Annotated in this window: 24 protein-coding genes; 7 read left to right on the top strand and 17 right to left on the bottom strand. The window is 56.8% G+C overall.

What is annotated here, in order from left to right; translation table 11 throughout:
- Window positions 1-11 precede the first annotated feature (11 nt).
- From AUC61_RS08515 to AUC61_RS08465, 11 genes are all read right to left on the bottom strand, one after another.
- The gene (locus AUC61_RS08515; RefSeq protein WP_243245506.1) at window positions 12-350 is read right to left on the bottom strand and encodes a GlpM family protein; all 339 of its coding nucleotides are present in this window, start codon (window positions 348-350) and stop codon (window positions 12-14) included.
- 147 nt (window positions 351-497) lie between these two features.
- Window positions 498-1,826 (bottom strand): two-component response regulator AauR, encoded by a 1,329-nt coding sequence (aauR, locus tag AUC61_RS08510; RefSeq protein ID WP_279290954.1) that lies wholly within the window; start codon window positions 1,824-1,826, stop codon window positions 498-500.
- Between the two features lie 187 nt (window positions 1,827-2,013).
- Window positions 2,014-3,900, bottom strand: coding sequence for a two-component sensor histidine kinase AauS (aauS, locus tag AUC61_RS08505; RefSeq protein WP_243245505.1), 1,887 nt, complete (start codon window positions 3,898-3,900; stop codon window positions 2,014-2,016).
- A 64-nt stretch (window positions 3,901-3,964) separates the two neighbouring features.
- On the bottom strand, window positions 3,965-4,699 hold the full coding sequence (locus AUC61_RS08500; RefSeq protein WP_122666050.1) for an amino acid ABC transporter ATP-binding protein: 735 nt from the start codon (window positions 4,697-4,699) through the stop codon (window positions 3,965-3,967).
- Window positions 4,696-5,367 carry an amino acid ABC transporter permease gene (locus tag AUC61_RS08495; protein ID WP_049826995.1) on the bottom strand — a complete coding sequence of 224 codons (672 nt, stop codon included), beginning with the start codon at window positions 5,365-5,367 and terminating at the stop codon, window positions 4,696-4,698. The genes AUC61_RS08500 and AUC61_RS08495 overlap by 4 nt, the downstream gene beginning before the upstream one ends.
- The gene (locus AUC61_RS08490) at window positions 5,367-6,113 is read right to left on the bottom strand and encodes an amino acid ABC transporter permease (RefSeq protein ID WP_243245504.1); all 747 of its coding nucleotides are present in this window, start codon (window positions 6,111-6,113) and stop codon (window positions 5,367-5,369) included. Before AUC61_RS08490 ends, AUC61_RS08495 begins: the two co-directional genes overlap by 1 nt.
- Window positions 6,114-6,212: 99 nt before the next feature.
- Window positions 6,213-7,127 carry a glutamate/aspartate ABC transporter substrate-binding protein gene (locus AUC61_RS08485; protein ID WP_243245503.1) on the bottom strand — a complete coding sequence of 305 codons (915 nt, stop codon included), beginning with the start codon at window positions 7,125-7,127 and terminating at the stop codon, window positions 6,213-6,215.
- Window positions 7,128-7,585: 458 nt separating this feature from the next.
- Window positions 7,586-9,124, bottom strand: coding sequence for a glycerol-3-phosphate dehydrogenase (glpD, locus tag AUC61_RS08480; RefSeq protein WP_243245502.1), 1,539 nt, complete (start codon window positions 9,122-9,124; stop codon window positions 7,586-7,588).
- A gap of 437 nt (window positions 9,125-9,561) precedes the next feature.
- On the bottom strand, window positions 9,562-10,317 hold the full coding sequence (locus tag AUC61_RS08475; RefSeq protein ID WP_027900765.1) for a DeoR/GlpR family transcriptional regulator: 756 nt from the start codon (window positions 10,315-10,317) through the stop codon (window positions 9,562-9,564).
- A 115-nt stretch (window positions 10,318-10,432) separates the two neighbouring features.
- The gene (gene glpK, locus AUC61_RS08470) at window positions 10,433-11,938 is read right to left on the bottom strand and encodes a glycerol kinase GlpK (RefSeq protein ID WP_243245501.1); all 1,506 of its coding nucleotides are present in this window, start codon (window positions 11,936-11,938) and stop codon (window positions 10,433-10,435) included.
- Between the two features lie 49 nt (window positions 11,939-11,987).
- Window positions 11,988-12,842, bottom strand: coding sequence for an MIP/aquaporin family protein (locus tag AUC61_RS08465; RefSeq protein WP_243245500.1), 855 nt, complete (start codon window positions 12,840-12,842; stop codon window positions 11,988-11,990).
- A 358-nt stretch (window positions 12,843-13,200) separates the two neighbouring features.
- Between AUC61_RS08465 and ybaK the strand changes: the two genes are divergently transcribed.
- Together ybaK and AUC61_RS08455 are read left to right on the top strand one after the other, a co-directional pair.
- The gene (gene ybaK / locus AUC61_RS08460) at window positions 13,201-13,671 is read left to right on the top strand and encodes a Cys-tRNA(Pro) deacylase (RefSeq protein WP_243245499.1); all 471 of its coding nucleotides are present in this window, start codon (window positions 13,201-13,203) and stop codon (window positions 13,669-13,671) included.
- A gap of 172 nt (window positions 13,672-13,843) precedes the next feature.
- A complete protein-coding gene (locus AUC61_RS08455) occupies window positions 13,844-14,632 on the top strand; it encodes a PhzF family phenazine biosynthesis protein (RefSeq protein WP_243245498.1) in 789 nt (262 codons plus the stop codon).
- Window positions 14,633-14,663: 31 nt separating this feature from the next.
- Here the strand turns inward: AUC61_RS08455 and AUC61_RS08450 are convergent, their stop codons facing one another.
- Together AUC61_RS08450 and argF are read right to left on the bottom strand one after the other, a co-directional pair.
- Window positions 14,664-15,737, bottom strand: coding sequence for an ABC transporter ATP-binding protein (locus AUC61_RS08450; RefSeq protein ID WP_243245497.1), 1,074 nt, complete (start codon window positions 15,735-15,737; stop codon window positions 14,664-14,666).
- Window positions 15,734-16,654 (bottom strand): ornithine carbamoyltransferase, encoded by a 921-nt coding sequence (gene argF / locus AUC61_RS08445; protein WP_122666041.1) that lies wholly within the window; start codon window positions 16,652-16,654, stop codon window positions 15,734-15,736. The genes AUC61_RS08450 and argF overlap by 4 nt, the downstream gene beginning before the upstream one ends.
- A 453-nt stretch (window positions 16,655-17,107) precedes the next feature.
- Here argF and AUC61_RS08440 point away from each other — a divergent pair, with 453 nt between their 5' ends.
- The 3 genes from AUC61_RS08440 to grxD all read left to right on the top strand — a co-directional run bounded on the left by AUC61_RS08440 (window position 17,108) and on the right by grxD (window position 20,082).
- A complete protein-coding gene (locus AUC61_RS08440) occupies window positions 17,108-17,398 on the top strand; it encodes a hypothetical protein (protein WP_027900758.1) in 291 nt (96 codons plus the stop codon).
- 134 nt (window positions 17,399-17,532) lie between these two features.
- Window positions 17,533-19,641, top strand: coding sequence for a molybdopterin oxidoreductase family protein (locus AUC61_RS08435; RefSeq protein ID WP_243245496.1), 2,109 nt, complete (start codon window positions 17,533-17,535; stop codon window positions 19,639-19,641).
- A 99-nt stretch (window positions 19,642-19,740) separates the two neighbouring features.
- Entirely contained in the window at window positions 19,741-20,082 is a 342-nt protein-coding gene (grxD, locus tag AUC61_RS08430) for a Grx4 family monothiol glutaredoxin (RefSeq protein ID WP_087269113.1), read from the top strand.
- Window positions 20,083-20,569: 487 nt separating this feature from the next.
- Here the strand turns inward: grxD and bfr are convergent, their stop codons facing one another.
- The 4 genes from bfr to pyrC all read right to left on the bottom strand — a co-directional run bounded on the left by bfr (window position 20,570) and on the right by pyrC (window position 23,425).
- The gene (gene bfr, locus AUC61_RS08425) at window positions 20,570-21,043 is read right to left on the bottom strand and encodes a bacterioferritin (RefSeq protein ID WP_122666039.1); all 474 of its coding nucleotides are present in this window, start codon (window positions 21,041-21,043) and stop codon (window positions 20,570-20,572) included.
- Window positions 21,044-21,244: 201 nt separating this feature from the next.
- Window positions 21,245-21,463, bottom strand: a complete 219-nt coding sequence (locus AUC61_RS08420; protein WP_243245495.1) for a bacterioferritin-associated ferredoxin — start codon at window positions 21,461-21,463, stop codon at window positions 21,245-21,247.
- Between the two features lie 247 nt (window positions 21,464-21,710).
- Entirely contained in the window at window positions 21,711-22,382 is a 672-nt protein-coding gene (gene rnt / locus AUC61_RS08415; RefSeq protein WP_243245494.1) for a ribonuclease T, read from the bottom strand.
- A complete protein-coding gene (gene pyrC, locus AUC61_RS08410) occupies window positions 22,379-23,425 on the bottom strand; it encodes a dihydroorotase (protein WP_243245493.1) in 1,047 nt (348 codons plus the stop codon). The genes rnt and pyrC overlap by 4 nt, the downstream gene beginning before the upstream one ends.
- A gap of 147 nt (window positions 23,426-23,572) precedes the next feature.
- Between pyrC and AUC61_RS08405 the strand changes: the two genes are divergently transcribed.
- Together AUC61_RS08405 and AUC61_RS08400 are read left to right on the top strand one after the other, a co-directional pair.
- On the top strand, window positions 23,573-24,478 hold the full coding sequence (locus AUC61_RS08405) for a flagellar protein MotY (protein ID WP_243245492.1): 906 nt from the start codon (window positions 23,573-23,575) through the stop codon (window positions 24,476-24,478).
- Window positions 24,479-24,610: 132 nt separating this feature from the next.
- The gene (locus AUC61_RS08400) at window positions 24,611-25,828 is read left to right on the top strand and encodes an argininosuccinate synthase (protein ID WP_027898440.1); all 1,218 of its coding nucleotides are present in this window, start codon (window positions 24,611-24,613) and stop codon (window positions 25,826-25,828) included.
- Window positions 25,829-26,061 lie beyond the last annotated feature (233 nt).

The raw sequence follows: 26,061 nt of genomic DNA, 5'->3' as shown, positions 1-26,061 counted from the left end.
AGTTTGTCGTGCTAGCCATGAAATCTTACCCACAACGTCACCAGCAATGTCGCCGCCACCAGCCACGCAACGGCGGCCAATGCGAGGGAAACCTCAAGCCGCCAGCGATCAACCAACAGGTAAAGCGCCGCGAGATAAACGAAGTAGGGGATGATCGACCACATGCCAAACAGGATGGTGGTCTTGAGGTCGTCCAGGGAGCGGCCCTTGCCAACGATGTAGTGGGCAATCAGGGCAAAGGTCGGGAACAGCGGCACCAGACCTGCGATGTAGTAGTTTTTGGTCTTGGCCAGCGCGGCAAGGATGACCACGACGGCGGCGCCGATCAGGGCTTTGAAGAACAGGTCCACGGAATATCTTCCCTAGGCTTATGCATGCTCTGTAGGAGTGAGCTTGCTCGCGATCGCGGTGTAACAGGCGATGATATTGTTGGCTGGCCCTACGTAATCGCGAGCAAGCTCACTCCTACAGTTGCGTAGGCTAACAAACGTAAACTCTCACCCAAGACCATACTTTTTGACCTTATCAAACAGTGTGGTCTTAGCCATGCCCAGCTCCTGACTGGCCTGGCTGAGGTTGCCACCGCTGCGTTGCAGAGCCTCGGTCAGCAGATTTTTTTCGAAGGCTTCCACGGCCTCAGCAAAGCCCAGGCTCTGGCTTTCTTCAGTGCTGGCGTTGGTTTTTTTGAAGGCGGGCAAACCCAGGGCATAGCGCTCGGCGACGTTACGCAGTTCACGTACGTTGCCCGGCCAGTCGTGGCTCATCAGGCTGGATAAGGTTTGCGGATCCAGTACCGGTGGCTCGCGATCAAAACGCAACGCAGACAGCTGAAGGAAGTGTTCGAACAGTTGCAGGATGTCTTCACGACGCTCTCGCAACGGTGGCAGTTCCAGCGTGACCACGTTCAGTCGGTAATACAGGTCGCTGCGAAACTGTCCGGCTTTGCTTTGCTCATCGAGGTCTGACTTGGTTGCGGCAATCACCCGGCAATCCACTTCGACACTCTGATTGGAGCCCAGGCGTTCCAGCGTGCGCTCCTGTAAAACCCGCAGCAGCTTGATCTGCAGGCTGATCGGCATGCTTTCCACTTCATCGAGAAACAGCGTGCCATTGTGCGCGTGTTCGATCTTGCCGATGCGCCGCTTTCCTGCGCCGGTAAAGGCATTGGATTCATGGCCGAAGATTTCGGTTTCGAACAGGGTTTCCGGCAGGCCGCCGCAGTTGAGCGCGACGAACTGTTGCTGATGACGGCGACTGAAGTCGTGCAGGCAACGCGCGACCAGTTCTTTACCGGTGCCGGTTTCACCTTCGATCAATACGTTGGCCGACGTGTCGGCGACGTTAGCAATCAGGGCACGCAGGTTTTGCATGGCGGGCGAGCGCCCGATGATCTTGCCTTCAAGGGAGTCGCGTTCCGCCAGTTGCTTGCGCAATGACCAGACTTCCCGCGCCAGGCCCCTTTGTTCAAGGGCGCGACGGGTGACTTCGACCAGACGTTCGGGAGAGAAGGGCTTCTCCATGAAGTCGTAAGCACCGTCGCGCATGGCGTTGACCGCCATGGAGATATCGCCGTGACCTGTGATCAGCACCACGGGCAGACTCCGGTCCCGGGCCTTGAGGCGGCTGAGCAATTCCAGGCCGTCGATGCCCGGCAGACGAATGTCACTGATCACAATCCCGGCAAAGTTATCGCCAATTCGCGCCAGCGCTTCCTCGGCACTGCCCACACCTTCGCTGGGAATATCTTCCAGAGCCAACGCTTGCTGACAGCCGAGCAAAACGTGAGGGTCGTCTTCGACGATGAGTACGGTCAGGTCAGTGGTCATTTGAAGGTCTCATCAGGCGCGACGAAAATTTTTGATTGGAATGCACTTCTGTGGGAGCGACCGGGGTGGCGTTCCACCTTGCTCGCGATAAGGCTGGACGCGGTTCACTTTGGATCGCGTCCAGCCTTATCGCGAGCAAGGTGGAACGCCACCCCGGTCGCTCCCACAAGGGGCTTACCACAAGTCCTCATACTTCCTTCACCACCGGCAACCACAACACAAACGCTGTACCGCCACTCTCCGGCTGTTCAGCGCTGAGGCTACCACCGGTTGCCGCAGCGAGGCTGGCGGAAAGGGTGAGGCCCAGCCCCAGACCTTGTTCGCCGGGTTTGGTGGTGAAGAACGGTTCGAACAGATGCTTGCGTGTCTCGTCATCAATGCCGTGCCCGTTGTCCCGAACCCGCAAGCAATAACGGCCTTCGATCACCGAGCCTTCAAGCCAGATTTCCGGCAAGGGCTGTGCGTGCATAGCGTCTAGCGCGTTGCCAATCAGATTGACCAGAATCTGCTCAAGGCGAGTCTGGTCGATCATCAGTTCAGCGTCGGCATACTGCTGATGCAGTTCAAGGGAAAAGTTTTCCAGGCGAGGGGTCAGTAACTGCAGCGCAGCATCGACGGCTTTGCTGAGTCTGGCCTGGCCCTTGTCATCGCCACGACGGGCGAAAGCGCGCAGGCTGGCGGTGATGCGGCCCATGCGGTCGACCAGATCGTTGATGGTGCGCAAGTTGGTGCTGGCGGTATCCAGTGCACCGCGCTCAAGAAAGCGTACGGTGTTGCCGGACAATGTTCGCAAGGCCGCCAGTGGCTGGTTCAGTTCATGGGCAATGCTGGTCGACATCTGCCCGATAGCCGCCAGCTTGCCCGCTTGAACCAGTTCGTCCTGAGCCTTGCGCAAGGTGTCTTCAGCCTGCCGACGTTCGCGAATCTGCCCTTTGAGACGTTCGTTGCTGGCGCGCAAGTGTTCAGTGCGCTCGGCGATCTTGCGCTCCAGTTCGTCATTGGCAGCTTGCAGGGCTTCCCGCGCCGCGAGGCGGGTTGAGAGGACTTTGCGCCGTTCATTCCAGGCAATCAGCAGAAACGCAACCAGTGCGCAGGCTACGGCTACCAGCATGCCTTGGCTGCCGGCCTCACGGCGCAGGTCTTCGAGTGGCGTCAACAGCGTCAGGTGCCAGGGTGTATCGCTGAGCTGGCGGGTCTGGGCCAGATAGCTGACCTGTTTGTGTTCAAGGTCGACGCTGACGTTGGCCGGAAATGTCAGCTTCTCCACGCCTTCCGAGAGCAATTCACGCTCTATCGGCACCAGCTCGTTGAGCGGCCACCAGTAATATTGCAGGCTTCGAGCCAGACGTTCTTTGATTTCAGGGGTGAGCGGGCGGACTGACTTCAGGCGGCGGGCCGGGTCGCTGGAGAGAATAATGATGCCGTTCTCGTCACTGACGAACGCTTCAAGTCGCGCACGCTGCCAACGTTGCTCCAGCGCTTCCAGCTGGACTTTGATCACCGCGACGCCGACGATCTTGCCTTTCTCTTCCAGGCCGTGCGCCAGGTAGTAACCGGGCTCACCGGTGGTACTGCCGATACCGTAGAAGCGTCCAGGCAGACCACGTACCGCATCCTGGAAATAGGCCCGGAACGACAGGTCTTCGCCGAGATAACTGTCGGCATCGCGCCAGTTGCTGGTCGCTAACACGCGGCCAGAGGTATCGAGCACATAGATAGCGCGGCTACGGCTGCGGCGATTCAGGCCTTCGAGGTAGTCGTTGACCTCGCTGCGCAGCTCGGGCGTAGGGTCGTTGAGCAGGGCTGAGACGCTGGACTCCAGCTCCAGCACGCTGGGCAAATAAGTGTACTTGTTGATTTCACTTTCGAGGGTGCGGGCGTGCAGCTCAAGCTGGCGTTCGCCGCTCTCGCTCAGGGTCCGGATGCCGTAATGCTCACTGATCAGGTAGGCGACGTATCCCAGGCCGAACATCAGCACGATAATCAGTGGCGGCAGAAACAGGTGGCGGATCAGACGGGGTTTCACGGCAAGTGATGGCGGCGCGGCGCGATAAAGGTTGGGGTCGCATTTCATCACAGTCGTCCTGAGCCGAACAGCGGCCGACTCTTAAAAGAGCCGGGCCGCTGTCGAGTCTCACTTAATGCTGAAGAATTTTGGCGAGGAACTGCTGCGCACGTTCTGAACGTGCACTGACGTCACCGAAGAACTCTTCTTTTTCACAGTCTTCAACGATCTGACCCTGATCCATGAAGATCACGCGATTGGCCACTTTGCGGGCGAAGCCCATTTCGTGGGTCACGCACATCATGGTCATGCCCTCGTGAGCCAGTTGCACCATCACGTCGAGCACTTCGTTGACCATCTCCGGATCAAGCGCCGAGGTCGGTTCGTCGAACAGCATGACGATCGGGTCCATGGCCAGTGCGCGGGCAATCGCCACACGCTGTTGCTGACCACCGGACAGTTGGCCCGGATGCTTGTTGGCATGAGCGGAGAGACCAACGCGATCCAGCAAGGCCAAGCCTTTTTTGGTGGCTTCTTCCTTGCTGCGGCCCAGTACTTTGATCTGCGCGATGGTCAGGTTTTCAACGATGCTCAGGTGCGGGAACAGCTCGAAATGCTGGAACACCATGCCAACCCGGGAGCGCAATTGCGGCAGGTTGGTTTTCGGATCGGCGATCGACGTGCCATCAACGGTGATGTCGCCTTTCTGGAACGGTTCCAGGGCGTTCACGCATTTGATCAGGGTCGATTTACCGGAGCCGGACGGGCCGCAGACCACGACCACTTCGCCTTTTTTGACCTCGGTGCTGCAATCAGTCAGCACCTGGAAGTCGCCATACCACTTGTTAACGTTTTTTATGGAAATCATACGGCGAACCTTTTTTGCAGACGCTTCACCAGCAACGAGGCGGCAAAGCTGATCGTGAAATACACCAGACCGGCGATGATCAGGAACTCATTGGCACGGCCAATGATGTCGCCACTGGCCCGCGAGGCGTTGAGGAAGTCCACCAGGCCTACGGTGTAAACCAGCGAGGTGTCCTGAAACAGAATGATGCTTTGTTGCAGCAGCAGAGGGGTCATCTTGCGAAAGGCCTGAGGCAGGATGATCAGGCGCATCATTTGCCCATAGGTCATGCCCAGTGCCTGGGCTGCGCCCATCTGGCCCTTGGAAATCGACTGCACACCGGCACGGACGATTTCGCAGAAGTAGGCCGCCTCGAACATCATGAATGCAATGACGCAGGAGGTGAACGCACCGATGGGCGTGTCTTCGCCGGTGATCCAGCGCAGCACGAACGGCACCGCCAGATAGAACCAGGTGATGACCAGCAGCAGCGGAATGGAGCGGAAGTAGTTGACGTAAGCGCCGGCCACGTTGGCCAGCAGCTTGCTCGACGACAAGCGCATAAGGGCCAGAATGGTACCCAGCACCAGACCGCCGATGATGCCCATGACCATCAGTTGCAGGGTCATGACCATGCCGTTCCACATGCCGGGAATGGCCTGAACGACTCCAGAGAAGTCCATATCCATTATTTGCCCCCCAGGGAAATCAGTCCGGGCACAGCGACTTTCTTCTCGACCAGACGCATCAGCAACATCAGGCTCATGTTCAGGGTGAAGTAGATCAGCGTCGCCAAAGTGAAAGCTTCAAACAGGTTGGCGGAAAACTCGGCGGTCTGTTTGGTCTGCGCGAGCAACTCCATCAGGCCGATCAACGACGCCACCGACGAGTTCTTGAACACGTTGAGGAATTCGGAGGTGAGCGGCGGAATGATGATCCGGTATGCCTGTGGCAGCAGTACGTTCCAGTAAATCTGCGACAGACTGAAACCCATGGCGCGCGCCGCAGATTCCTGACCGCGCGGCAACGCTTGAATACCGGTACGCACCTGCTCGCAAACCCGGGCAGCGGTGAACAGGCCAAGGCAGACGATCACGCTGAGGAACGCGGATGTCGTTGGATTCAGGTCTTGCTTGTACCACTCCTGCAAGCCTTCAGGCAGCAGGTCCGGTACCAGGAAGTACCAGATGAACAGCTGCACCAGCAGCGGCACATTACGGAAGATTTCCACGTAAACCGTGGCGATGCCTGCAACCAGACGGTTCGGCACGGTGCGCATGACACCAAGCACGGAGCCCAGCAGCAAGGCGATGATCCAGGCGACGACAGCAATAGCGATAGTCCAGCCCAGACCTGAGATATACCAGTCCAGATAGGTTTCGCTGCCAACGCCAGTGGACTTGAAGAAAACGCTCCAGTCCCAGTTGTAATTCATCAGGGTCTCCCCTCTGATCGATCCAGATGCATGCACGGCATCCTGAAACCGCGCAGGGCGGTCTCAGGCTGTCTTATTGACGAGCAAGGTGTTTGGCTATCAAGCCTTTTTGTCGTCAGCCGCTTTGTCAGTCGGTTCAGCGATCAGTTTTTTCAGCTCGTCGCTCATCGGGAAGTTCAGGTTCAGGCCTTTTGGCGGGATTGGAGCCTGGAACCACTTGTCGTAGATCTTGTTGATCTCGCCCGACTTGTACGTCGCAACGATGGCGTCATCGACGGCTTTCTTGAACGGCTCGTCGCCTTTACGCACCATGCAGCCATAGATTTCGTAGGACTGTGGTGTGCCGGTTACGGCCCAGTCAGTTGGCTTCTTGGCTTTAGCCATTTCACCGGCCAACAGTGCGTCGTCCATCATGAAAGCCACTGCGCGACCCGATTCCAGCATCTGGAAGGATTCACCGTGGTCTTTGGCCGAGATCACGTTCATGCCCATTTGCTTGTCGGCATTCATGGCCTTGAGGATGCGCTCGGACGTGGTGCCCGCAGTAGTCACCACGTTCTTGCCTTTGAGGTTGTCGAAATCTTTGTATTCGGAGGTCGCTTTGGACAGCAGGCGTGTACCGATTTCGAAGATGCCAACCGAGAAGTCTACTTGTTGCTGACGTTCTACGTTGTTGGTGGTCGAGCCGCATTCAACGTCAACGGTGCCGTTCTGCACCAGCGGGATACGGGTTTGCGAAGTGACCAGGTTGTACTTGACCTTCAAGTCCGGCATGTCCAGGTCTTTCTTGATGGCTTCAACGATTTTCAGCTGGATATCGTGGGAGTAGCCAACCGGTACGCCAGAGGCGTCAGCGATATAAGAGAACGGGATCGAAGCGTCGCGGTGACCGAGGGTGATGGTGCCGGACTCTTTGATTTTCTTCAGAGTGCCGGTCAATTCGGCGGCGAAAACTGGAGAACTGATCAGAGCAGCAGCAATTGCTGCGCCCAGAAGATGGGGAACGATGCGCATCGGGTATACCTCGGATTGTTTTTTTTATGGGGCCTGCTACCTGGCGGCCCGCTCTTCGGCCCATGCTTCAACCGCAGCCGGCCAGAGACAGGCCACGGTCGAAGCAATCGACTGATAAGTGTAGAGCATGAGGCGTGCCAAGCTGGTGGCAAGTGGCTAACTTGCTGATTTTTATGGATATAAGTGTTTGGTGGGCATCAAGACAGGACGAGCGGCGTCCGGGATGCCGAACTAATCGGGGAGGGGTGTTCGGAAATCCGAATGATGCAATGACCTCAGAAATACAAAAAACGTGAGAGCCAATTCATTCGCGAAGCGGGCAGCCCTTAAAAACATCTGGGTCAGAAACACCGCGTATGGAGCAAGGACAGGTGTTGTAGGAGCTGCCGAAGGCTGCGAAGCGGTGTATCAGGAAAATCGCATCGCAGCCTTCGGCAGCTCCTACAAGGGCCAGACTATCAAGCCGCTGCGAAAGCACCTTTGTTACGCGCTACGGTGTCCAGATACTGCTGAACGCCTTCGCGTTCTTCTGCGGTCATGAACAGGCCCAGCTTGCTGCGGCGCCACAGAATGTCATCGGCAGCCGTTGCCCATTCGGTGCTGCACAGGTAATCGACTTCACGGGTGTACAGGCCAGCACCCAAGTGATCACCCAAGTCTGCGACGCTCTGTACGCCTTCCAGCAAGCGCCAGCTGCGGCTGCCGTAAGTGCGTGCCCAGCGTTGTGCGATGTCGCTTGGCAGCCAGACGAAACGGCTGCTCAACGCACTGGCCAACTCGGCCGGGGTGTTCATGTCTTCGCCGCCTGGCAGGGTAGCGGTGGCGGTCCAGCTCGGTTTCATCTGTTTGAAGAATGGCGCGAGTTGCGCCATAGCTGACTCTGCCAGCTTGCGATAGGTGGTCAGCTTGCCGCCGAATACCGACAGAATCGGTGCTTCATCAGCGCCACCGGACAGCGACAGGGTGTAGTCGCGGGTAATGGCCGACGGGTTGTCCGATTCGTCGTTGCACAACGGGCGCACGCCGGAATAGGTGTTGAGTACGTCGTCACGGCTCAACTGCTTCTTGAAGTGGTCATTGGCCACTTTGAGCATGTAGTCCATTTCGCCATCGGTGATCTCGACCTTGCTCGGATCGCCTTGATACTCGCGGTCGGTGGTGCCGATGATGGTGAAGCGTTCCAGGTAAGGAATCGCGAATACGATGCGCTGGTCTTCGTTCTGCAGGATGAAAGCGTTTTCGCCCTCATACAGTTTCGGCACGATCAAGTGGCTGCCCTGAATCAGGCGGATGCCATACGGCGAGTCCAGCTTCAGGTCGTCACGAATGAACTTGGCAACCCATGGACCGGCTGCGTTGACCAGTGCCTTGGCGCGGATCGAGAACAGCGTGCCGTCGGCGCGCTCCATGTGCAGGTGCCACAAACCGTTGCTGCGACGAGCATTCAGGCAGCGCGTCTGGGTATGAATGTGGGCGCCGTGTTCGCGGGCGGCCATGGCATTGAGCACGACGAGGCGGGCGTCATCGACCCAGCAATCAGAGTATTCGAACCCGCGGGTGATGTTCGATTTCAGCGGGCTTTCGCTACCGAAACGCAGATTGCGCGAACCTGGCAGTTTTTCGCGCTTGCCCAGGTGGTCATAAAGAAACAGACCTGCACGAATCATCCACGCCGGGCGCAGATGCGGGCGGTGAGGCAAGACAAAACGCATGGGTTTGACGATGTGCGGCGCTTTGGCCAGCAACACTTCGCGTTCGGCCAACGCTTCACGTACCAGACGGAACTCGTAATGTTCCAGATAGCGCAAGCCACCGTGGATCAATTTGCTGCTGGCAGAAGAGGTGTGGCTGGCGAGGTCGTCTTTTTCACACAGAAAAACCGACAGGCCGCGACCGGAGGCATCCGCTGCGATCCCGACACCATTGATCCCACCACCGATAACGGCGATGTCGTAGACCTCGGAAAGTGGCGGTGTAGACAGGTTGGAATGGGGCATCGGTGGCCTCCTGAGTTTATTGTTCGGATAACGAATTCGAACATTAATGTTCATTTCCGAAAATCATAGCTCAATAACGCCGGGGCTTCCAGTCGATAGTCATTGAAAATACTGATCGGGAAGGGAGAAAAGAACAAAAGTGAACATGGAAGGCAGGATGTTATTCCTGTGGGAGCCGAGCTTGCTCGCGATAAGGCTGGACCGGATTGACCTGATATCTGCGGCGCCTCTATCGCGAGCAAGCTCGGCTCCCACAGGTTCCGCACGATGTCACGGGACCGACCTTGCGGCGTTCGCCTTTAATCGGGAAGCGGCCGGGGCAGGCGCTGAAATTGATCGCCTGAAATACCGCCCTCCCGGTTCTAGCCCGTCCTACGAGATCAATATTTCATGCAGAAATAGAATCAGCAGATTTGAATCCTGGGCATTCACGGAAACTAAACCACTTCCAGCCGAATTTTGTTCTGCGCCAGCAGCTGTACCAGCGCCGGAGCCGGTGCCTGATCGGTTACCAGGCAGTCGATCAGGGTGATCGGCCCCAGGCGAACCATGGCGTTGCGGCCGAACTTGCTGGAGTCGGCGGCCAGGATTACCTGGCGAGCGTTGGCGATGATCGCCTGAGAGACCCGCACTTCCTGATAATCGAAATCCAGCAGGCTACCGTCCTCATCAATTCCGCTGATGCCCACCAGCGCGAAGTCGACTTTGAACTGGTTGATGAAATCAACACTGGCCTGACCCATCACACCGCCGTCGCGACGCACGTTGCCGCCCGCCAGCAGGACGTCGAAGTCCTCTTTGGCGCTAAGCATCGAGGCGACGTGCAGGTTGTTGGTGATGATCTTCAGGTTGTTGTGGTTGAGCAGGGCGCGGGCGATCGACTCGGTCGTTGTACCGATGTTGATGAATATCGAGGCGTGATCGGGGATTTGTGCGGCAATGGCTTCGCCAATGCGCTGTTTCTCATCGCGCATCTGATCAGCACGCATGGCGTAGGCTGTGTTTTCGATGCTGGAGTCATAGGCTGCGCCGCCGTGGTAACGGCGCAACAGGTTCGATTCCGCAAGCTGATTGATATCGCGGCGGATAGTCTGAGGGGTTACGACGAACAGCGTGGCCATTTCCTCGATGCTGACATAGCCGCGTTCACGGACCAGTTCGAGGATCTGCTGTTGACGGGGAGGCAGGTTCATTTTTGTTGAGTGTCCTTCAGGCTGCCAAATGGCGTCCATGATGCCGTAGGCGTGTACTGCCTGTCAGCCGGAAACTCAATCCCGATGATCCTGCGCCCCGTCTGAAGCGTGACGGTTACTCGTTGTTTTCGTGGGGTTCCCAGTCACGAGTGCGGGCTACTGCCTTCTGCCAGCCGGCATAGAGCTTTTCCTTCTCTTCTTCAGCACATTGCGGTTCGAACTCGCGCTCGATGACCGCTTTGTTCTTCAGCTCGTCCAGGCTGCTCCAGAAACCAATCGCCAGGCCAGCCAGGTAGGCGGCGCCCAGTGCAGTGGTTTCACGCATTTTCGGGCGCTCTACCGTGGTACCAAGGATGTCGGCCTGGAATTGCATGAGGAAGTTGTTGGCCACTGCGCCGCCGTCAACCCGCAGCGATTTCAGGCGTTCGCCGGAATCCTGCTGCATGGCGTCGAGTACGTCACGGGTTTGATAGGCGATGGATTCCAGCGCCGCACGAATGATGTGATCGACTTTCACGCCGCGGGTCAGGCCGAACAATGCACCACGGGCATACGGGTCCCAGTACGGAGCACCCAGACCGGTAAACGCTGGCACCAGATAAACGCCGTTGCTGTCCTTGACCTTGCCTGCGAAGTATTCGGTGTCGACGGCATCGGTGATGATTTTCAGTTCATCGCGCAACCATTGCACTGTCGAGCCGCCGTTGAAAACAGCGCCTTCCAGGGCGTAGGCCACTTCACCGCGTGGGCCGCAGCCAATAGTAGTTAGCATGCCGTGAGCCGATTTAACCGCTTTCTTGCCGGTGTTCATCAGCAGGAAGCAACCGGTGCCATAGGTGTTCTTGGCCTGGCCTGGCTCGACGCACATCTGGCCGAACAGCGCGGCCTGTTGGTCGCCCGCGATACCCGCAATCGGAATGCCGCTTTTGCTCTGGCCGTAGACCTCGGAAGAGCTTTTCACTTCCGGCAGCATCTCACGCGGAATATCCAGCACGTCGAGCATGCGCTGATCCCATTCCAGGGTGTGGATGTTGAATAGCATGGTGCGCGATGCGTTGGTGTAGTCGGTGACGTGCACTTTGCCGCCGGTGAATTTCCAGATCAGCCAGCTATCGATGGTGCCGAACATCAGCTCGCCTTTGCGGGCGCGTTCGCGGCTGCCTTCAACGTGGTCGAGGATCCACTTGACCTTGGTGCCCGAGAAGTACGGGTCGATGACCAGGCCGGTGGTGTCCTTGATGTACTCCTCCATGCCGTCGCGCTTGAGCTGCTGGCATATTTCGGTACTGCGACGGCACTGCCAGACAATGGCGTTGTAGATCGGCCGACCGGTTTCCTTTTCCCAGATAACCGTGGTTTCACGCTGGTTGGTGATGCCGATGGCCGCAATCTGATTGTGATGCAGATCAGCCTGAGCCAATGCTTTGGTCATGCACGCAGTCTGAGTGGCGAAGATCTCCATTGGATCGTGTTCAACCCAGCCTGCTTGCGGGTAATGCTGAACGAATTCGCTTTGCGCGGTACTGACCACATTGGCGTCGCGATCAAAGATGATTGCACGAGAGCTGGTCGTGCCCTGATCAAGGGCAATGATGTAGTTCTTGTTCTGGGAGTCAGTCATGTCGATTGCCTTGTGCTAAATGGGTGAAGTGAAAAACAGGCGAGCAGGTTCAAGATGAGATCTGGGCTTTGCCTGGAACAACGTCAGCCTTCTTTTCTACAACAGGAACGGCGCGCGGCAGATATCGCGCAATCAGCGCACGATAGCCTGCGGCACCGAGGCACGCACCGAGAATCGGCGCGAAAATCGGGATCAGAAAATACGGTATGTCACGTCCACCGGTAAACGCGATCTCATCCCAGCCCGCCAGGAATGTCATCAGTTTAGGTCCGAAGTCACGTGCGGGATTCATTGCGAAGCCGGTCAGCGGTGCGGTCGAGGCACCGATGAGCGCAACCAGCAAACCGATCAGCAGCGGTGCGAGGGCGCCGCGCGGCAGGCCATTGTTGTCATCGGTCAGGGACATGATGACGCACATCAGAATGGCAGTGATCACACACTCTACGAGTGCCGCCTGACCGACCGAAATGGCAGGGTTGGGATACGTGGAGAACGCAGAAGCCAGTTCAAGGCTGGCAACCGAACCACGAACCATCTGGTGAGTTTGTTCGAATTCGAAGAACAGGCTGATATACAGCAGGTAAACAAGGCCAGCACCGCAAAAGGCTCCAGCCATTTGCGCGGCAATGTAGAACGGTAATTTGCGCTTTTCGAAACCGGCGAAAAGACTCAGCGCGATGCTGACTGCCGGGTTGAGATGGGCCCCTGATACACCTGCGCTCAAGTAGATTGCCATGGCGACCGCCAGGCCCCAAATGATGCTGATTTCCCATAAGCCGAATGTGGCACCCGCGACCTTGAGCGCTGCGACACACCCAGTACCGAAGAAAATCATCAAGGCAGTGCCCAGGAACTCGGCCACACATTGACCTTTCAGCGTTGGTTCTTGCAGTGCGTTAGTCATGAAAACCTCATTTTTTGTTCTTGTGCGGCCCTGTGTGAAATTCACCAGTGCGCGGCTTTTTAAGAGCTCGAGGAAACCCCATCCTCGACCTCTGAATTCGACCTTAAATGGAACTAAAGTTCCAGTGAATCTTCGCAAACGAAAAAAAATAAACAGGAACGAATGTTGTGGAGGATCTAACCGAACCTGAAGGGATTTTGCGGGCCAGCGCTATTGCTCGCATTGATCGGGGTTAAGAAAAGGTGTTTGGTACTGTCCGGAAATTTCTTCACCTGCCCTTTATTTACGGGGTATACAGCCGCTCAATGGCCTAGAATAATTCGCTTGAACCGGTCGCCCTGGCCTTTTGGAGCGCTGCATGACACCTGCATTGGATCTGTTGAAAAAACATCGCGCTGAACATCGTATACACAGTTACGAACATGACCCTAAAGCAGCTTCCTATGGGCTGGAAGCCGCAGAGAAGCTGGGGCTGGAACCCGCGCAAGTGTTCAAGACGTTGCTGGCAAGTACCGAGAAGGGCGAACTTTTGGTTGCAGTGGTACCGGTTGTTGGCACGCTGGACCTCAAGGCGCTGGCAGCGGCTGCGAAAGCGAAGAAAGCCGAAATGGCTGACCCGGCTGCGGCTCAGCGGTCGACGGGTTATCTGTTGGGCGGTATCAGTCCGCTAGGCCAGAAGAAGAGACTGCGTACTTTTATTGATCAAAGCGCCGAGCAGTTCGCGACGATTTACGTCAGTGCCGGGCGTCGCGGTCTTGAGGTGGAGTTGGCGCCATCGGTACTTGCTGAACACACCGGCGCGCTGTTTGCGCCGGTGGGGCGAGGCTGAAGGTTTTTAGCTGCACAGGATCTGTAGGAGCTGCCGAAGGCTGCGATAGCGGTATGACAGGATGAATGCTTCGCAGCCTGCGGCAGCTCCTACAGGAATGCATTTTAATTCAGCAGTTTGCATTTTTTTGATCGGAGTGACCGAGCCCTTCCATCGCACTGGAGCGTTACTTATGTATCTCGAATTTCATCAGGTCGACGCTTTCAGTGATCGTCCGTTCAGCGGCAATCCGGCGATGGTTTATCGCCTCGATACGTGGCTGGCCGACGAGCTGATGCAGCGTATAGCTGCTGAGCACAATCTGGCGGAAACGGCCTTCGTGGTACGGGAAGCGCTCGGCTGGCACATTCGCTGGTTTACGCCCAAGACTGAGGTTCCGTTGTGCGGGCATGCGACCCTGGCCGCCGCCCATGTGCTGTTCACTGTTTTTGCCGAGCCAGCGCAGCAACTCGATTTTCTCAGTAAATCAGGTGCTCTCAGTGTCACTCGCGAGGAGGGATTATTGTGGCTGGATTTCCCAGCGATGATCCCGCACGAGGTTGGCGTAACCGTTGAGCTTGAGCGTGCGTTGGGCACCAGTATTGTGGATGCGCTGGGTTCGGCGGAATTAATGGTGGTGCTTGAGTCGGAGCAGGCGGTACGTGAATGCAAGCCAGACATGTCGGCGCTGGCGCGTTTGCCCTGGCCGGGCGTGATAGTCACCGCCCGGGGCGAGCAGCATGATTTCGTCTCGCGCTATTTCGCACCGGCTATTGGTATTCCTGAAGACCCTGTAACCGGTTCGACGCATTGTGTGCTGATCCCGTACTGGGCCAGCCGTCTGGGCAAGGACGTGCTGGATGCTTACCAGTGTTCGGACCGCGGCGGGGCGTTGTTCTGTCGTCTGGAAGGGGAGCGGGTGAAAATCGGTGGCCACGCAACGCTGGTGGCGAGCGGGAAATTGATGGTGAGTCTAGGCTGAGTCACGCGGCCGATAGCTGGAATGCATTTGGCTAAACTGCCTGCTGCACCGCAACGCTTCCGGAGGTTGGGAAAAGTACCAGATGCTCGGCGGCCACGCGGATGCTCACTTGTTCGCCTGGCTGATAATCCGCATGGCTGGGGAAGATCGCTTCCAGCTGGCTACCGGTAGGCAATTGAAGGCGATACAGCGTTGCTGCGCCCTGAAAGGTTCTGCTGGTGACACGGGCTTTGAGTTCGCTGTTTGGGTCGAAGACGATGTCATCCGGGCGCAACAGCACGTCCACCGCGCTGCCCTTGATGCCGGGATAAGCGCGATTGCCCAGCAGTACACCCAGTTCGGTCTGCACCGATTGTGGATCGTTCATCACGCCACGAATGAAATACCCCTGGCCTATAAAACTCGCGACGTAAGGTGTCAGCGGTTCGTGATAGAGGTTGTAAGGGGTGTCCCACTGTTCGAGGCGGCCTTCTTTGAACACGCCCACATGGTCACTGACGGCAAAGGCTTCCTCCTGATCGTGAGTGACCAGGATTGCGCTCGTGCCTCGTGCCTTGAGTATGTCGCGCACTTCATGGCTGAGGCGCCGACGCAGTTCGCCATCCAGGTTTGAAAACGGTTCGTCAAGCAGCAACAGTTGCGGCTCGGGTGCCAGGGCTCGTGCCAGCGCAACTCGTTGCTGTTGGCCGCCGGACAATTCATGGGGCAGGCGTTTGCCCAAGGCACCCAGGTTGACCAGCTCCAGCAGCTCCTCTGTGACTTGCTTGAGGCGTGGGTGCTTGCGAATGCCAAAAGCGATGTTTTCAGCGACGCTCAAGTGCGGGAAAAGTGCGTAGTCCTGAAACACCATGCCGATCCGGCGTTTTTCCGGTGGTAGGGTGAATCCAGGCTTTGAGATGACTTCGCCTGCCAGCGTGATTTCTCCGGCGTGAACCGGCTCGAATCCCGCAATGGCTCGCAAGGTGGTGGTTTTGCCACAGCCGGATGAACCCAGCAAGCAACCGATATCACCCGCGTTGAGGTGCAGATTGAGATCCTGCACCACGCGTTGATCCTGATAGCCGCAGGCCAGGTTGCGCAGGTTCAGCAGCAGTGGCGAACTCATGCCGGTTGGCAGGAAGGCGCGACGAGGAACTCCAGCAACGCCTTCTGAGCATGCAAGCGGTTTTCTGCCTGGTCCCACGCGACCGAGCGCGGATCATCAAGCAGGTCGACGCTGATTTCTTCGCCGCGATGCGCTGGCAGGCAATGCATGAACAGCACGTCCTTGTCAGCCAGATCCAACAACGCGCGGGTCACCTGGAAAGGGGTGAACAAGGCGATGCGCTTGGCGGTTTCTTCTTCCTGGCCCATGGAGGTCCAGACGTCGGTACTCACCAGATGTGCGCCTGCCACTGCCGCGCGGGGATCACGCAGTACGGTAACGCGATCTCCGGCCAGTGCCAGGAATTCAGGATTTGGCTCATAACCTTCAGGGCAGGCCACACGCAATTTGAAGTCGAACTGAATCGCCGCTTCTATATAGCTGTTGCACATGTTGTTTCCATCGCCGATCCAGGCAACCGTCTTACCTTTGATCGAGCCACGGTGCTCTAGGAAGGTTTGCATGTCGGCCAGCAACTGGCACGGGTGCAGGTCATCAGACAGACCGTTGATCACAGGCACTCGGGAGTTGGCAGCGAACTCGGTCAGATTGCTGTGAGCGAAAGTACGAATCATCACGGCATCAAGCATGCTCGACAGGACTTTTGCGCAGTCGGCGATCGGCTCGCCACGACCTAATTGGGTGTCACGAGGCGACAAAAAGATCGCCTGACCGCCCAGCTGGATCATGCCGGCTTCGAACGAAACACGGGTACGTGTCGAAGATTTCTCGAAGATCATGCCCAGAACCCGGCTTTTCAACGGTTCAAACAGCACGCTTCGGTTTCGCAGGTCTTTGAGCTCTACGCCTCGACGGATCAAGCGCAGGAGCTCTTCTGGCTTGTAATCCATCATCGAGAGAAAGTGCCTGGCGTTCATTATTAACTACCTTTTTTGCAACAGACCGCAGATGCTCAAAGCCGGGTTTTATCGGGAAAACGGGCGAGACCTGCGGCGGAAGCCGCACGGGGCGACGAATAGGGAAGGCGCGATGGTATAAAAAAATGTCGCCTCTTACCAATAGGATGCTCATGTACGAAAGTTTTTTATTCGCAACAGAGGCTGTTTTCTACATTCGGAGCTTGCCTGACATCTCAAGCTGAGCAATGCTCTAGGTGGCGGCAACTGGCCATTCGAGGATTTTCCGAGGGGGCTATTTGTACACTGCCCTCGTGTGACATTGCAATTACTGCCGATCCTGCAACAGTTGAGCTGTTGAGTGGTCATAACGTTGCCCTTATGCGATCTGCTTCACGCGGCGCGCTAGTGGCCCGTTCCATAAATAATCGGCGCAGGTTATAACTGCTCATCGTGTATCAAGGGGTCTGGGGAATGGAATCGAAAGAAAAACAGCTGACGGAACTGCTCGGGCTTACGGCTCGCACCTTGACGCACCTCACTGCTTCAATGACATCCATGTCCTTCGAGCTGTTGCGCAGTAATGACGAAGTCACCCGGGCTGCCGGGCGGCACATGATTGATCGCATGGCTACAATCAGTTCCGGTCTGGATGAGCACTGGCGTCTGATTGGCGAATTGACCGGTGTGCACCTGGCACAGGAGCAGATCGAGACGGTCCACGAAATCCAGTTGCAGCGCAAAATCACTCCTATCGGCGGCTAATCCTTTCCGCCATCGGCCCGCTTGATGCCTGTCGATTCATGAGACGAACGTCTCTGGCGCAGTCGGCAGCCACGCCCCATAGTTTCGTTTGAGCGATCGCTTCAGGTCGCCCTGACAAAAATATGAGGCTGGCCATGACCAAGACCCTCCATCACCGTGCCTGCCATCTTTGCGAAGCCATTTGCGGGCTGAGCATCGAGACCACCGTCAGCGCAGACGATCAGGTGACGATTACTTCGATCAAGGGTGATCCGCTGGATTCCTTCAGTCGCGGACACATTTGCCCCAAGGCCGTGGCGCTGCAGGACATCCAGAACGACCCCGACCGCTTGCGCCAGCCTATGCAGCGCGTGGGTAACCAATGGCAGCCTATTGAATGGCAGGCCGCATTTGATCTGGTCGCCGAGCGTTTGCTGGACATCCAGCAGCGTCATGGGCAAAACGCGGTGGGGGTGTATCAGGGCAACCCCAGCGTTCACAATTACGGCTTGATGACCCACAGCAACTACTTTCTTGGCTTGCTGAAAACCCGCAATCGCTACTCGGCGACCTCAGTGGATCAACTGCCACATCATTTGACCAGTTTCCTGATGTACGGGCACGGTTTGCTGCTGCCCATCGTCGATATCGATCACACCGATTTCATGCTGATCCTGGGCGGCAACCCTCTTGCCTCCAATGGCAGCATCATGACGGTTCCTGATGTTGAAAAACGGCTCAAGGCTATTCAGGCGAGGGGTGGCAAAGTAGTGGTGGTCGATCCACGGCGCACCGAAACGGCAGCGATTGCCGATCAGCACATCTTCGTACGTCCGGGAGGCGACGCTGCATTACTGTTCGGGCTGTTGAATACGCTCTTCGAGGAGGGGCTGACCCGGGAAAGCCATCTAGCGGTGGACGGTTTCGACCAGGTGCGCTCAGCCATCGCGGCGTTCACTGCCGAAGCCATGAGCCCGCGTTGCGGGGTGCCTGTCGAGCAAATTCGCCAATTGGCCCGAGACTTCGCCGGCGCCGATAAGGCCGCGTGTTATGGCCGCATGGGGATCTCTACGCAGGTGTTCGGCACGCTGTGTCATTGGTTGGTGCAGTTGATCAATCTGGTGACCGGTAATCTGGATCGGGTAGGTGGTGTGCTGTGCACCGAGCCTGCCGTGGATCTGGTGGGGTCAACATCCGGCGGCCATTTCAATCAATGGCAAAGCCGGGTCTCCGGTTTGCCAGAGTACGCAGGCGAGTTGCCGGTCGCCGCGTTAGCCGAAGAAATGCTCAGCGCAGGGGAAGGGCAGATCAAAGCGCTGGTGACGGTGGCGGGTAACCCGGTGTCCTCGACTCCCAATGGGCGTCAGCTGGACCAGGCACTGGAAGGTCTGGAGTTCATGCTCAGCATCGACCTCTACATCAACGAAACCACACGACATGCCGATTTGATTCTGCCTTCAACCTCTGCGCTGGAAAATGATCACTACGACACCACGTTCAACACCTTTGCCGTCCGTAATGTCACGCGGTTCAATCGAGCCATTCTGGCGAAACCAGAAGGGGCATTGCATGACTGGGAGATTTTCGTCGGCCTGGCAAAAGCCTTTGCCGAGAGAGCCGGACGCGAGTTGAAGCCGACAATGGCTCCGGCGCAAATGATTGATCGGGGCTTGCGCAGCGGCCGTTATGGCGAAGCCTCAGACTACAAGCTTTCGCTGGACACATTACTGGATCACCCTCACGGACTCGATCTGGGGGCGTTGAAGCCGAATCTTGCTTCACGTCTGAAAACGACGAATGGCCGCATCCAGGCCGCGCCCGATGTGGTTATGGCCGATCTGGCGCGATTCGCGCTTGTTAATGCGCCCGCTGCGGGTGAGCTGCTGTTGGTCGGCCGCCGCCATGTGCGCAGCAATAATTCGTGGATGCACAACTATCACCGGCTGGTTAAGGGCAAGCCGCGCCACCAACTCTTGATGCACCCGGATGATCTGGCCAGCCGCGGTTTGAATGATGGCCAGCAAGTGCGAGTCAGCTCCAGGGTTGGCGTGATTGAAGTTCAGGTGCTGGCAAGTCTGGACATGATGCCGGGGGTGGTCAGCCTGCCTCATGGCTGGGGGCATGCGAAACCTGGCGTGCAGATGGACATTGCCGCTCATCAACCGGGGGAGAGCGCCAATGACCTGACCGACGAGCGAGAACTTGATAGCCTTTCCGGTAATGCGGTGCTCAATGGCGTCAGCGTTCAGGTCGCAGCGGCATGATTGGGGTGTATGGGGAAGGCAGAGCGTCATGCTCGGGTTTCCGTTACAATGCGCCACCGTGTCGACAACTGAGTCGGAAAAGTTAAGCCGAGGTGCTCCATGGATATCATCGAAACGATCAAAGACCAGATTGCCAACAACACCATTCTGCTCTACATGAAAGGTGCTCCGAATGCCCCGCAGTGCGGCTTTTCGGCGAAGGCTTCCCAGGCATTGATGGCCTGTGGCGAAAAATTCGCTTACGTCGACATTCTGCAGAACCCGGAAATTCGCGCCAACCTGCCGAAATACGCCAACTGGCCGACGTTCCCACAACTGTGGGTTGCCGGTGAGCTGGTCGGCGGTAGCGACATCATCACCGAAATGCAGGCTGATGGCTCTCTGCAAGAGCTGGTAAAAGGCGCAGCAGCCAAGGCTGCTGCGGGTAACACTGAAGCCTGATTGACATTTTGGGGAACAGGGTGGGGTTCGAAACACTGCTCTGTTTCCTGTCGAACGGATACCTGTGGGAGCGAATTTATTCGCGAAAGCGGTATTACTGACGACGGAGATGCATCGGGTGTGCTGGCCTTTTCCCGGACAAATCCGGTCCCACCGGTCCAGTGTATTGCCATAAAGATGCGTCCAGCAGTGCAAAGAAAAGCCCCGCTTTCGAGAGAAGGCGGGGCTTTTTGTTATCCGCTGTCTATTTGACGGATACCTGTGGGAGATTCTATGTTGGTCTGCAAACACAGATCCGAGGGAGCGAATTCATTCGCGAAGGGGCCGGTACATCCGCAGCTGATGTATCGCTTGAAATGCCGCCTTCCCGAATGAGTTCGGTCCCACTGGTCCAGTTTATTGCCATAAAGGTGCGTCTGGCAGTGCAAAGAAAAGCCCCGCTTTCTCTCGAGAGCGGGGCTTTTTCGTTACTGGCAGATCAGATGAATCAGTCTTCGCCCATCTGCGATTGCAGGTAGTTTTCGATACCGATTTTCTCGATCAGGCCCAGTTGGGTTTCCAGCCAGTCGATGTGCTCTTCCTCGGATTCAAGGATGTCTTCCAGCATTTCGCGGCTACCGAAGTCACCGATGACTTCGCAGTGAGCGATGGCTGCCTTGAGGTCGGCCAGGCCTTTTTGCTCGATCTTCAGATCGCACTCAAGCATTTCCTTGGTGTGCTCACCGATCAGAATCTTGCCAAGATCTTGCAGGTTAGGCAGACCCTCGAGGAACAGGATGCGTTTGATGAGCTTGTCAGCGTGCTTCATCTCATCAATGGATTCGCGATATTCGTGTTTGCCCAGTTTATTCAGGCCCCAATCCTCGTACATGCGGGCATGCAGGAAGTATTGATTGATCGCGACCAGCTCGTTTCCGAGGATCCTGTTGAGATGCTGGATGACTGTAATGTCGCCTTTCATTTTTGAGGTCCTGCCAATGGCTTGTATATATAAAAGGCGAGTTTGATCCCCGGTTATTAGTCTGTCAAACCTAAGTTATTGAATAATAAGTGAAATTAAATAGGAATAAGAATGTTTGTGTTCCGCATCTTGGTGCTAAGCATTTGAATTACAGGCATAAAAAAACCGGACACAGGGTCCGGTTCTTTGAATTCGGTTAAATCAGGCGGCTGAAAATTCTGCCGGATAGGCTAATGCTGCCTGGCTGCTCTGCAGCTCGGTGAGCGTATCCCGGACAACTTCTTTAGCCAGGCAGGCGCATTTACCACATTTGGTAGCGACACCCAGTGTTTCACGGACGTCTTTGTAGCTGCAGCAACCCTCGAAGACTGCATCTCGGATTTGACCGTCGGTAACACCTTGGCAGAGGCAGACATACATATATGAGAACCGTCGCTGTAATTTCTCGTTGCCGGGGATACTAATGTTAATGAGAATGCTTGTCAAAACTCATTGAGAAGGTTTCTCTCAGTACCGACGAGTGGCAAAAATACATTAAGCGATGCTTGGAACGTAACGAGGCCATCGCGAGCAAGCTCACTCCTACAGAAGACCGCGTACTTCTGTAGGAGTGAGCTTGCTCGCGATGGCCTCAGTTAAATCAACGCAGGATTTTCAGTGTCGCCAATCAATCGCCGAAGTCTTCCCAGCCGCCCATCTGCTTCCAGCGATTGACGATGCCGCAGAACAGCTCAGCGGTTTTCTCGGTGTCGTAACGCGCTGAGTGCGCTTCACGGCCGTCGAAATCAATACCGGCCGCCTGGCAGGCTTTGGCAAGCACTGTCTGGCCATAAGCAAGGCCTGCCAGCGTGGCGGTATCAAAGCTGGAGAACGGGTGGAACGGGTTGCGCTTCATGTCCAGTCGCGCAACTGCGGCGTTCAGAAATCCGAGGTCAAAGCTTGCGTTGTGGCCAACCAGCACCGCACGCTTGCAGCCATTGGCCTTCAGGGCTTTGCGTACACCGCGGAAGATGTCGTTCAGTGCAGTTTCCTCACTGACAGCCATGCGCAAAGGGTGATCGAGCTTGATCCCGGTGAACTCAAGTGCAGCCGCTTCAATGTTGGCACCTTCGAACGGCTCGACACGGAAGAAGTGGGTGTGTTCCGGGAACACAAAACCGTCTTCGTCCATGCCAATCGTCACTGCGGCGATTTCCAGCAGGGCGTCGGTTGCACTATTGAAGCCACCGGTTTCTACATCGATGACGACAGGCAGGTAGCCGCGAAAACGGGCTGCCATCGGGTGGCGCGAACCGCCGCCTTGACCTTCCTGTTCGTCGTCGAAATGATCTTCACTCACGCGTGTTTCTCCAGCAGACGCCAGCGCAGTTTTTCACCGGCGCGTAGCGGTATTACGGACAGCTCGCCAAACGGCAGACTGGTGGGCGCGGTCCATTCTTCACGGACCAGCGTAATGGTGTCTTGAGGTGCAGGCAGGCCGTAGAACGCTGGACCGTGGACGCTGGCAAAGCCTTCCAGTTTGTCCAGTGCGTTACGTTGCTCGAAAGCTTCGGCGTACAACTCGATGGCGGCATAGGCGGTGTAGCAGCCGGCACATCCGCAGGCGTTTTCCTTGGCGTGCTGGGCATGCGGCGCCGAGTCGGTACCGAGGAAAAACTTGGTGCTGCCGCTGGTGGCAGCATCAAGCAGTGCTGTCTGGTGTGTATTGCGCTTGAGGATCGGCAAGCAATAGAAATGCGGACGAATCCCGCCCACCAGCATGTGGTTGCGGTTGTAGAGCAAGTGGTGCGCAGTGATCGTCGCGCCGACATTGCTCGATGCCTGGTTGACGAACTGCACGGCCTCGGCGGTGGTGATGTGTTCAAACACCACTTTGAGCGTCGGGAAACGCTCCACTACACGCGTCAGGTGCTCATCAATGAACATCTTCTCGCGATCAAACACGTCGATTTCACTGCGGGTCACTTCGCCGTGAACCAGAAGCGGCATGCCAACGTCGGCCATGGCTTCCAGAACCGGGAAGATCTTGTCGATGCTGGTTACGCCTGAATCGGAGTTGGTGGTCGCTCCGGCCGGGTACAACTTGGCGGCGTGGACAAAACCGCTGGCTTTTGCCGTGCGGATATCCTCAGGCTGTGTCAGGTCGGTCAGGTAGAGCACCATCAGCGGCTCAAAGTGGCTCCCTGCCGGACGTGCAGCCAGGATGCGCTGACGATAAGCGTCGGCTTCCTGAGCGTTGCGAACGGGCGGTACCAGGTTAGGCATGATGATTGCGCGGCCAAAAGTGCGCGCAACGTCAGCAACGGTGTGGGGCAAAACAGCTCCATCGCGGAGGTGAATGTGCCAGTCGTCGGGACGCAAAAGGGTCAGGAGGTCGGACATTGGGGATTCCAGGCGGGTCAAACTCGCTGGGAATGCTACCGGAAAAGACTCTCTCAGGCACTCGCTATCAAGTTTTGTAGGAAGTTACCGATAGCCCGTTGTAGGAAGTCTTTTTTGTAATGCGGTAATTTTTTTGTGGAGCCTCCCGTGCGCCAGCGATATCTAGCCCTGCTCAGCGTGTTCGCCAGCTTCCCCGCCATGGCCATGACTTTCCAGACACGTCTGGAGAGCATCGAATGGAAAGTGGAAGGCGATCAGTTCGAGTGTCGCCTCAGCCAGCCCATCACCGATTTCGGTGCGGGTGAGTTCGTGCGCCGTGCGGGTGAGCAGGCGACGTTCCGGATCAAGTCGGCTGGCGGCATGTTGGGCGGTGGTTCGGCGACTTTGCTGGCTGCCGCTGCGCCGTGGCAGCCTGGGCGCGGCGATATCAATCTGGGATCGGTCAAGGTCAATAACGGTGAGTTCCCGTTCAGCAGCTCGCAGGTACAGGCCGGTCGGCTGATCAGTGGTCTGATGGAAGGCCGCAGCCCGGTTATCCGTCATTATTCTCGTGATGCGAGCGGTACTACAGAAGTGCGTCTGTTGCCGGTCAAGTTCAACAAAGCCTTCAGCGACTATCAGTTGTGCGTCACCAAGCTGTTGCCAATGAATTACGATCAGGTCAAGCAAGGCGAAGTGGGCTTCCCGGGCGGCGGCATCGATCTGGACGCGCAGGCCAAGGCTCGCTTGCAAACCATCGTGGCCTATCTCAAGGCCGATCCGACGGTCAATCACATCGAACTGGACGGACACTCTGATAACAGCGGCAATCGCCTGACCAATCGTGACTTGTCCCGACGTCGCGCCCTGGCCGTCATGGATTTCCTGAAGGCTCAAGGTATTCCCGAAGAGCAGATCACCTTGCGCTTCCATGGCGAGCGTTACCCGTTGGTGCCCAATACCAACAACGCCAATCGTGCGCGCAACCGCCGGGTAAACATCCATCTGGAGCGTATCGCACCCGATGAAAGACCTGCTCCGGTAGCCCTAAACTCCGCCCCTGCCAAGATCTGACGACGGGCCGCCACTCGTCGCCAGGTCGACATAATCTGTCGCTTCATCGTCAGAAGCTGTCGCGCTACTGTAAATCACGTCATTTGAGCGGTAGAATCACCGGTTTTCCGTACAACCCGGTGGAGTGATGGCATGGCGGACGTAAACAAGGTAGTTCTCGCGTATTCCGGTGGCCTGGATACTTCGGTAATCCTCAAGTGGCTGCAGGACACGTATAACTGCGAAGTGGTGACTTTTACGGCTGACCTGGGTCAGGGCGAAGAAGTTGAACCAGCACGCGCCAAGGCAAAAGCCATGGGCGTAAAAGAGATCTACATCGACGACCTGCGCGAAGAGTTCGTGCGTGATTTCGTATTCCCGATGTTCCGCGCCAATACCGTTTACGAAGGCGAGTACCTGCTGGGTACTTCCATCGCTCGCCCGCTGATTGCCAAGCGTCTGATCGAGATTGCCAACGAAACCGGCGCTGATGCCATTTCCCACGGTGCTACCGGTAAAGGTAACGACCAGGTTCGTTTCGAGCTGGGTGCCTACGCACTTAAGCCTGGCGTAAAAGTGATTGCCCCTTGGCGTGAGTGGGACCTGCTGTCCCGCGAGAAGCTGATGGACTACGCCGAGAAGCACGCGATCCCGATCGAGCGTCACGGCAAGAAGAAATCCCCGTACTCCATGGATGCCAACCTGCTGCACATCTCCTACGAAGGCGGCGTGCTGGAAGACACCTGGACCGAGCACGAAGAAGACATGTGGCGTTGGACCGTGTCCCCTGAGAAGGCTCCGGACACCCCACAATATCTGGAGCTGACTTACCGCAACGGCGACATCGTCGCGCTGGACGGCGTTGAGATGACTCCGGCCACCGTACTGGCAACGCTGAACCGCATCGGCGGCGAGCACGGCATTGGTCGTCTGGACATCGTTGAAAACCGCTACGTGGGCATGAAGTCCCGCGGCTGCTACGAGACGCCTGGTGGCACCATCATGCTGCGCGCTCACCGTGCCATTGAGTCGATCACACTGGACCGCGAAGTCGCTCACCTCAAGGATGAGTTGATGCCCAAGTACGCCAGCCTGATCTACACAGGTTACTGGTGGAGCCCTGAGCGTCAGATGTTGCAACAAATGATCGACGCATCGCAGGCTCACGTGAACGGTGTCGTGCGCCTCAAGCTTTACAAGGGCAACGTGATCGTCACCGGTCGCAAGTCTGACGAGTCGTTGTTCGATGCCAATATCGCAACCTTCGAAGAAGATGGCGGTGCCTACAATCAGGCTGACGCAGCGGGCTTCATCAAGCTCAATGCGTTGCGTATGCGTATCGCTGCAAATAAAGGCCGGAAGCTGTTTTAACGTCTGGTCCTGAAATGAAGATGCAGCACCTCACGGTGCTGCGTCTGAAATAAGGGTAAGCCTTCGTCTGATGGGTGAGGCGATACCTGAGTAAGGCTTTTTTTCCACAATCCAGATAATGGCTTTTAGCTTGGCAGGTCCATCTCCCGCTGGTGGGCACAGTCTGTGTTGCGGTAAAGGCGACAGTCCTCCTGTGTCTTGTCGTGATGTTTTAATAGCGGGATGATTTCTAG

This window comes from Pseudomonas maioricensis (genome assembly GCF_022790535.1).
GTDB lineage: Bacteria > Pseudomonadota > Gammaproteobacteria > Pseudomonadales > Pseudomonadaceae > Aquipseudomonas > Aquipseudomonas maioricensis.
Note: the sequence above shows the minus strand (reverse complement) of the source record. Positions and strands in the feature narration are given on the sequence as shown.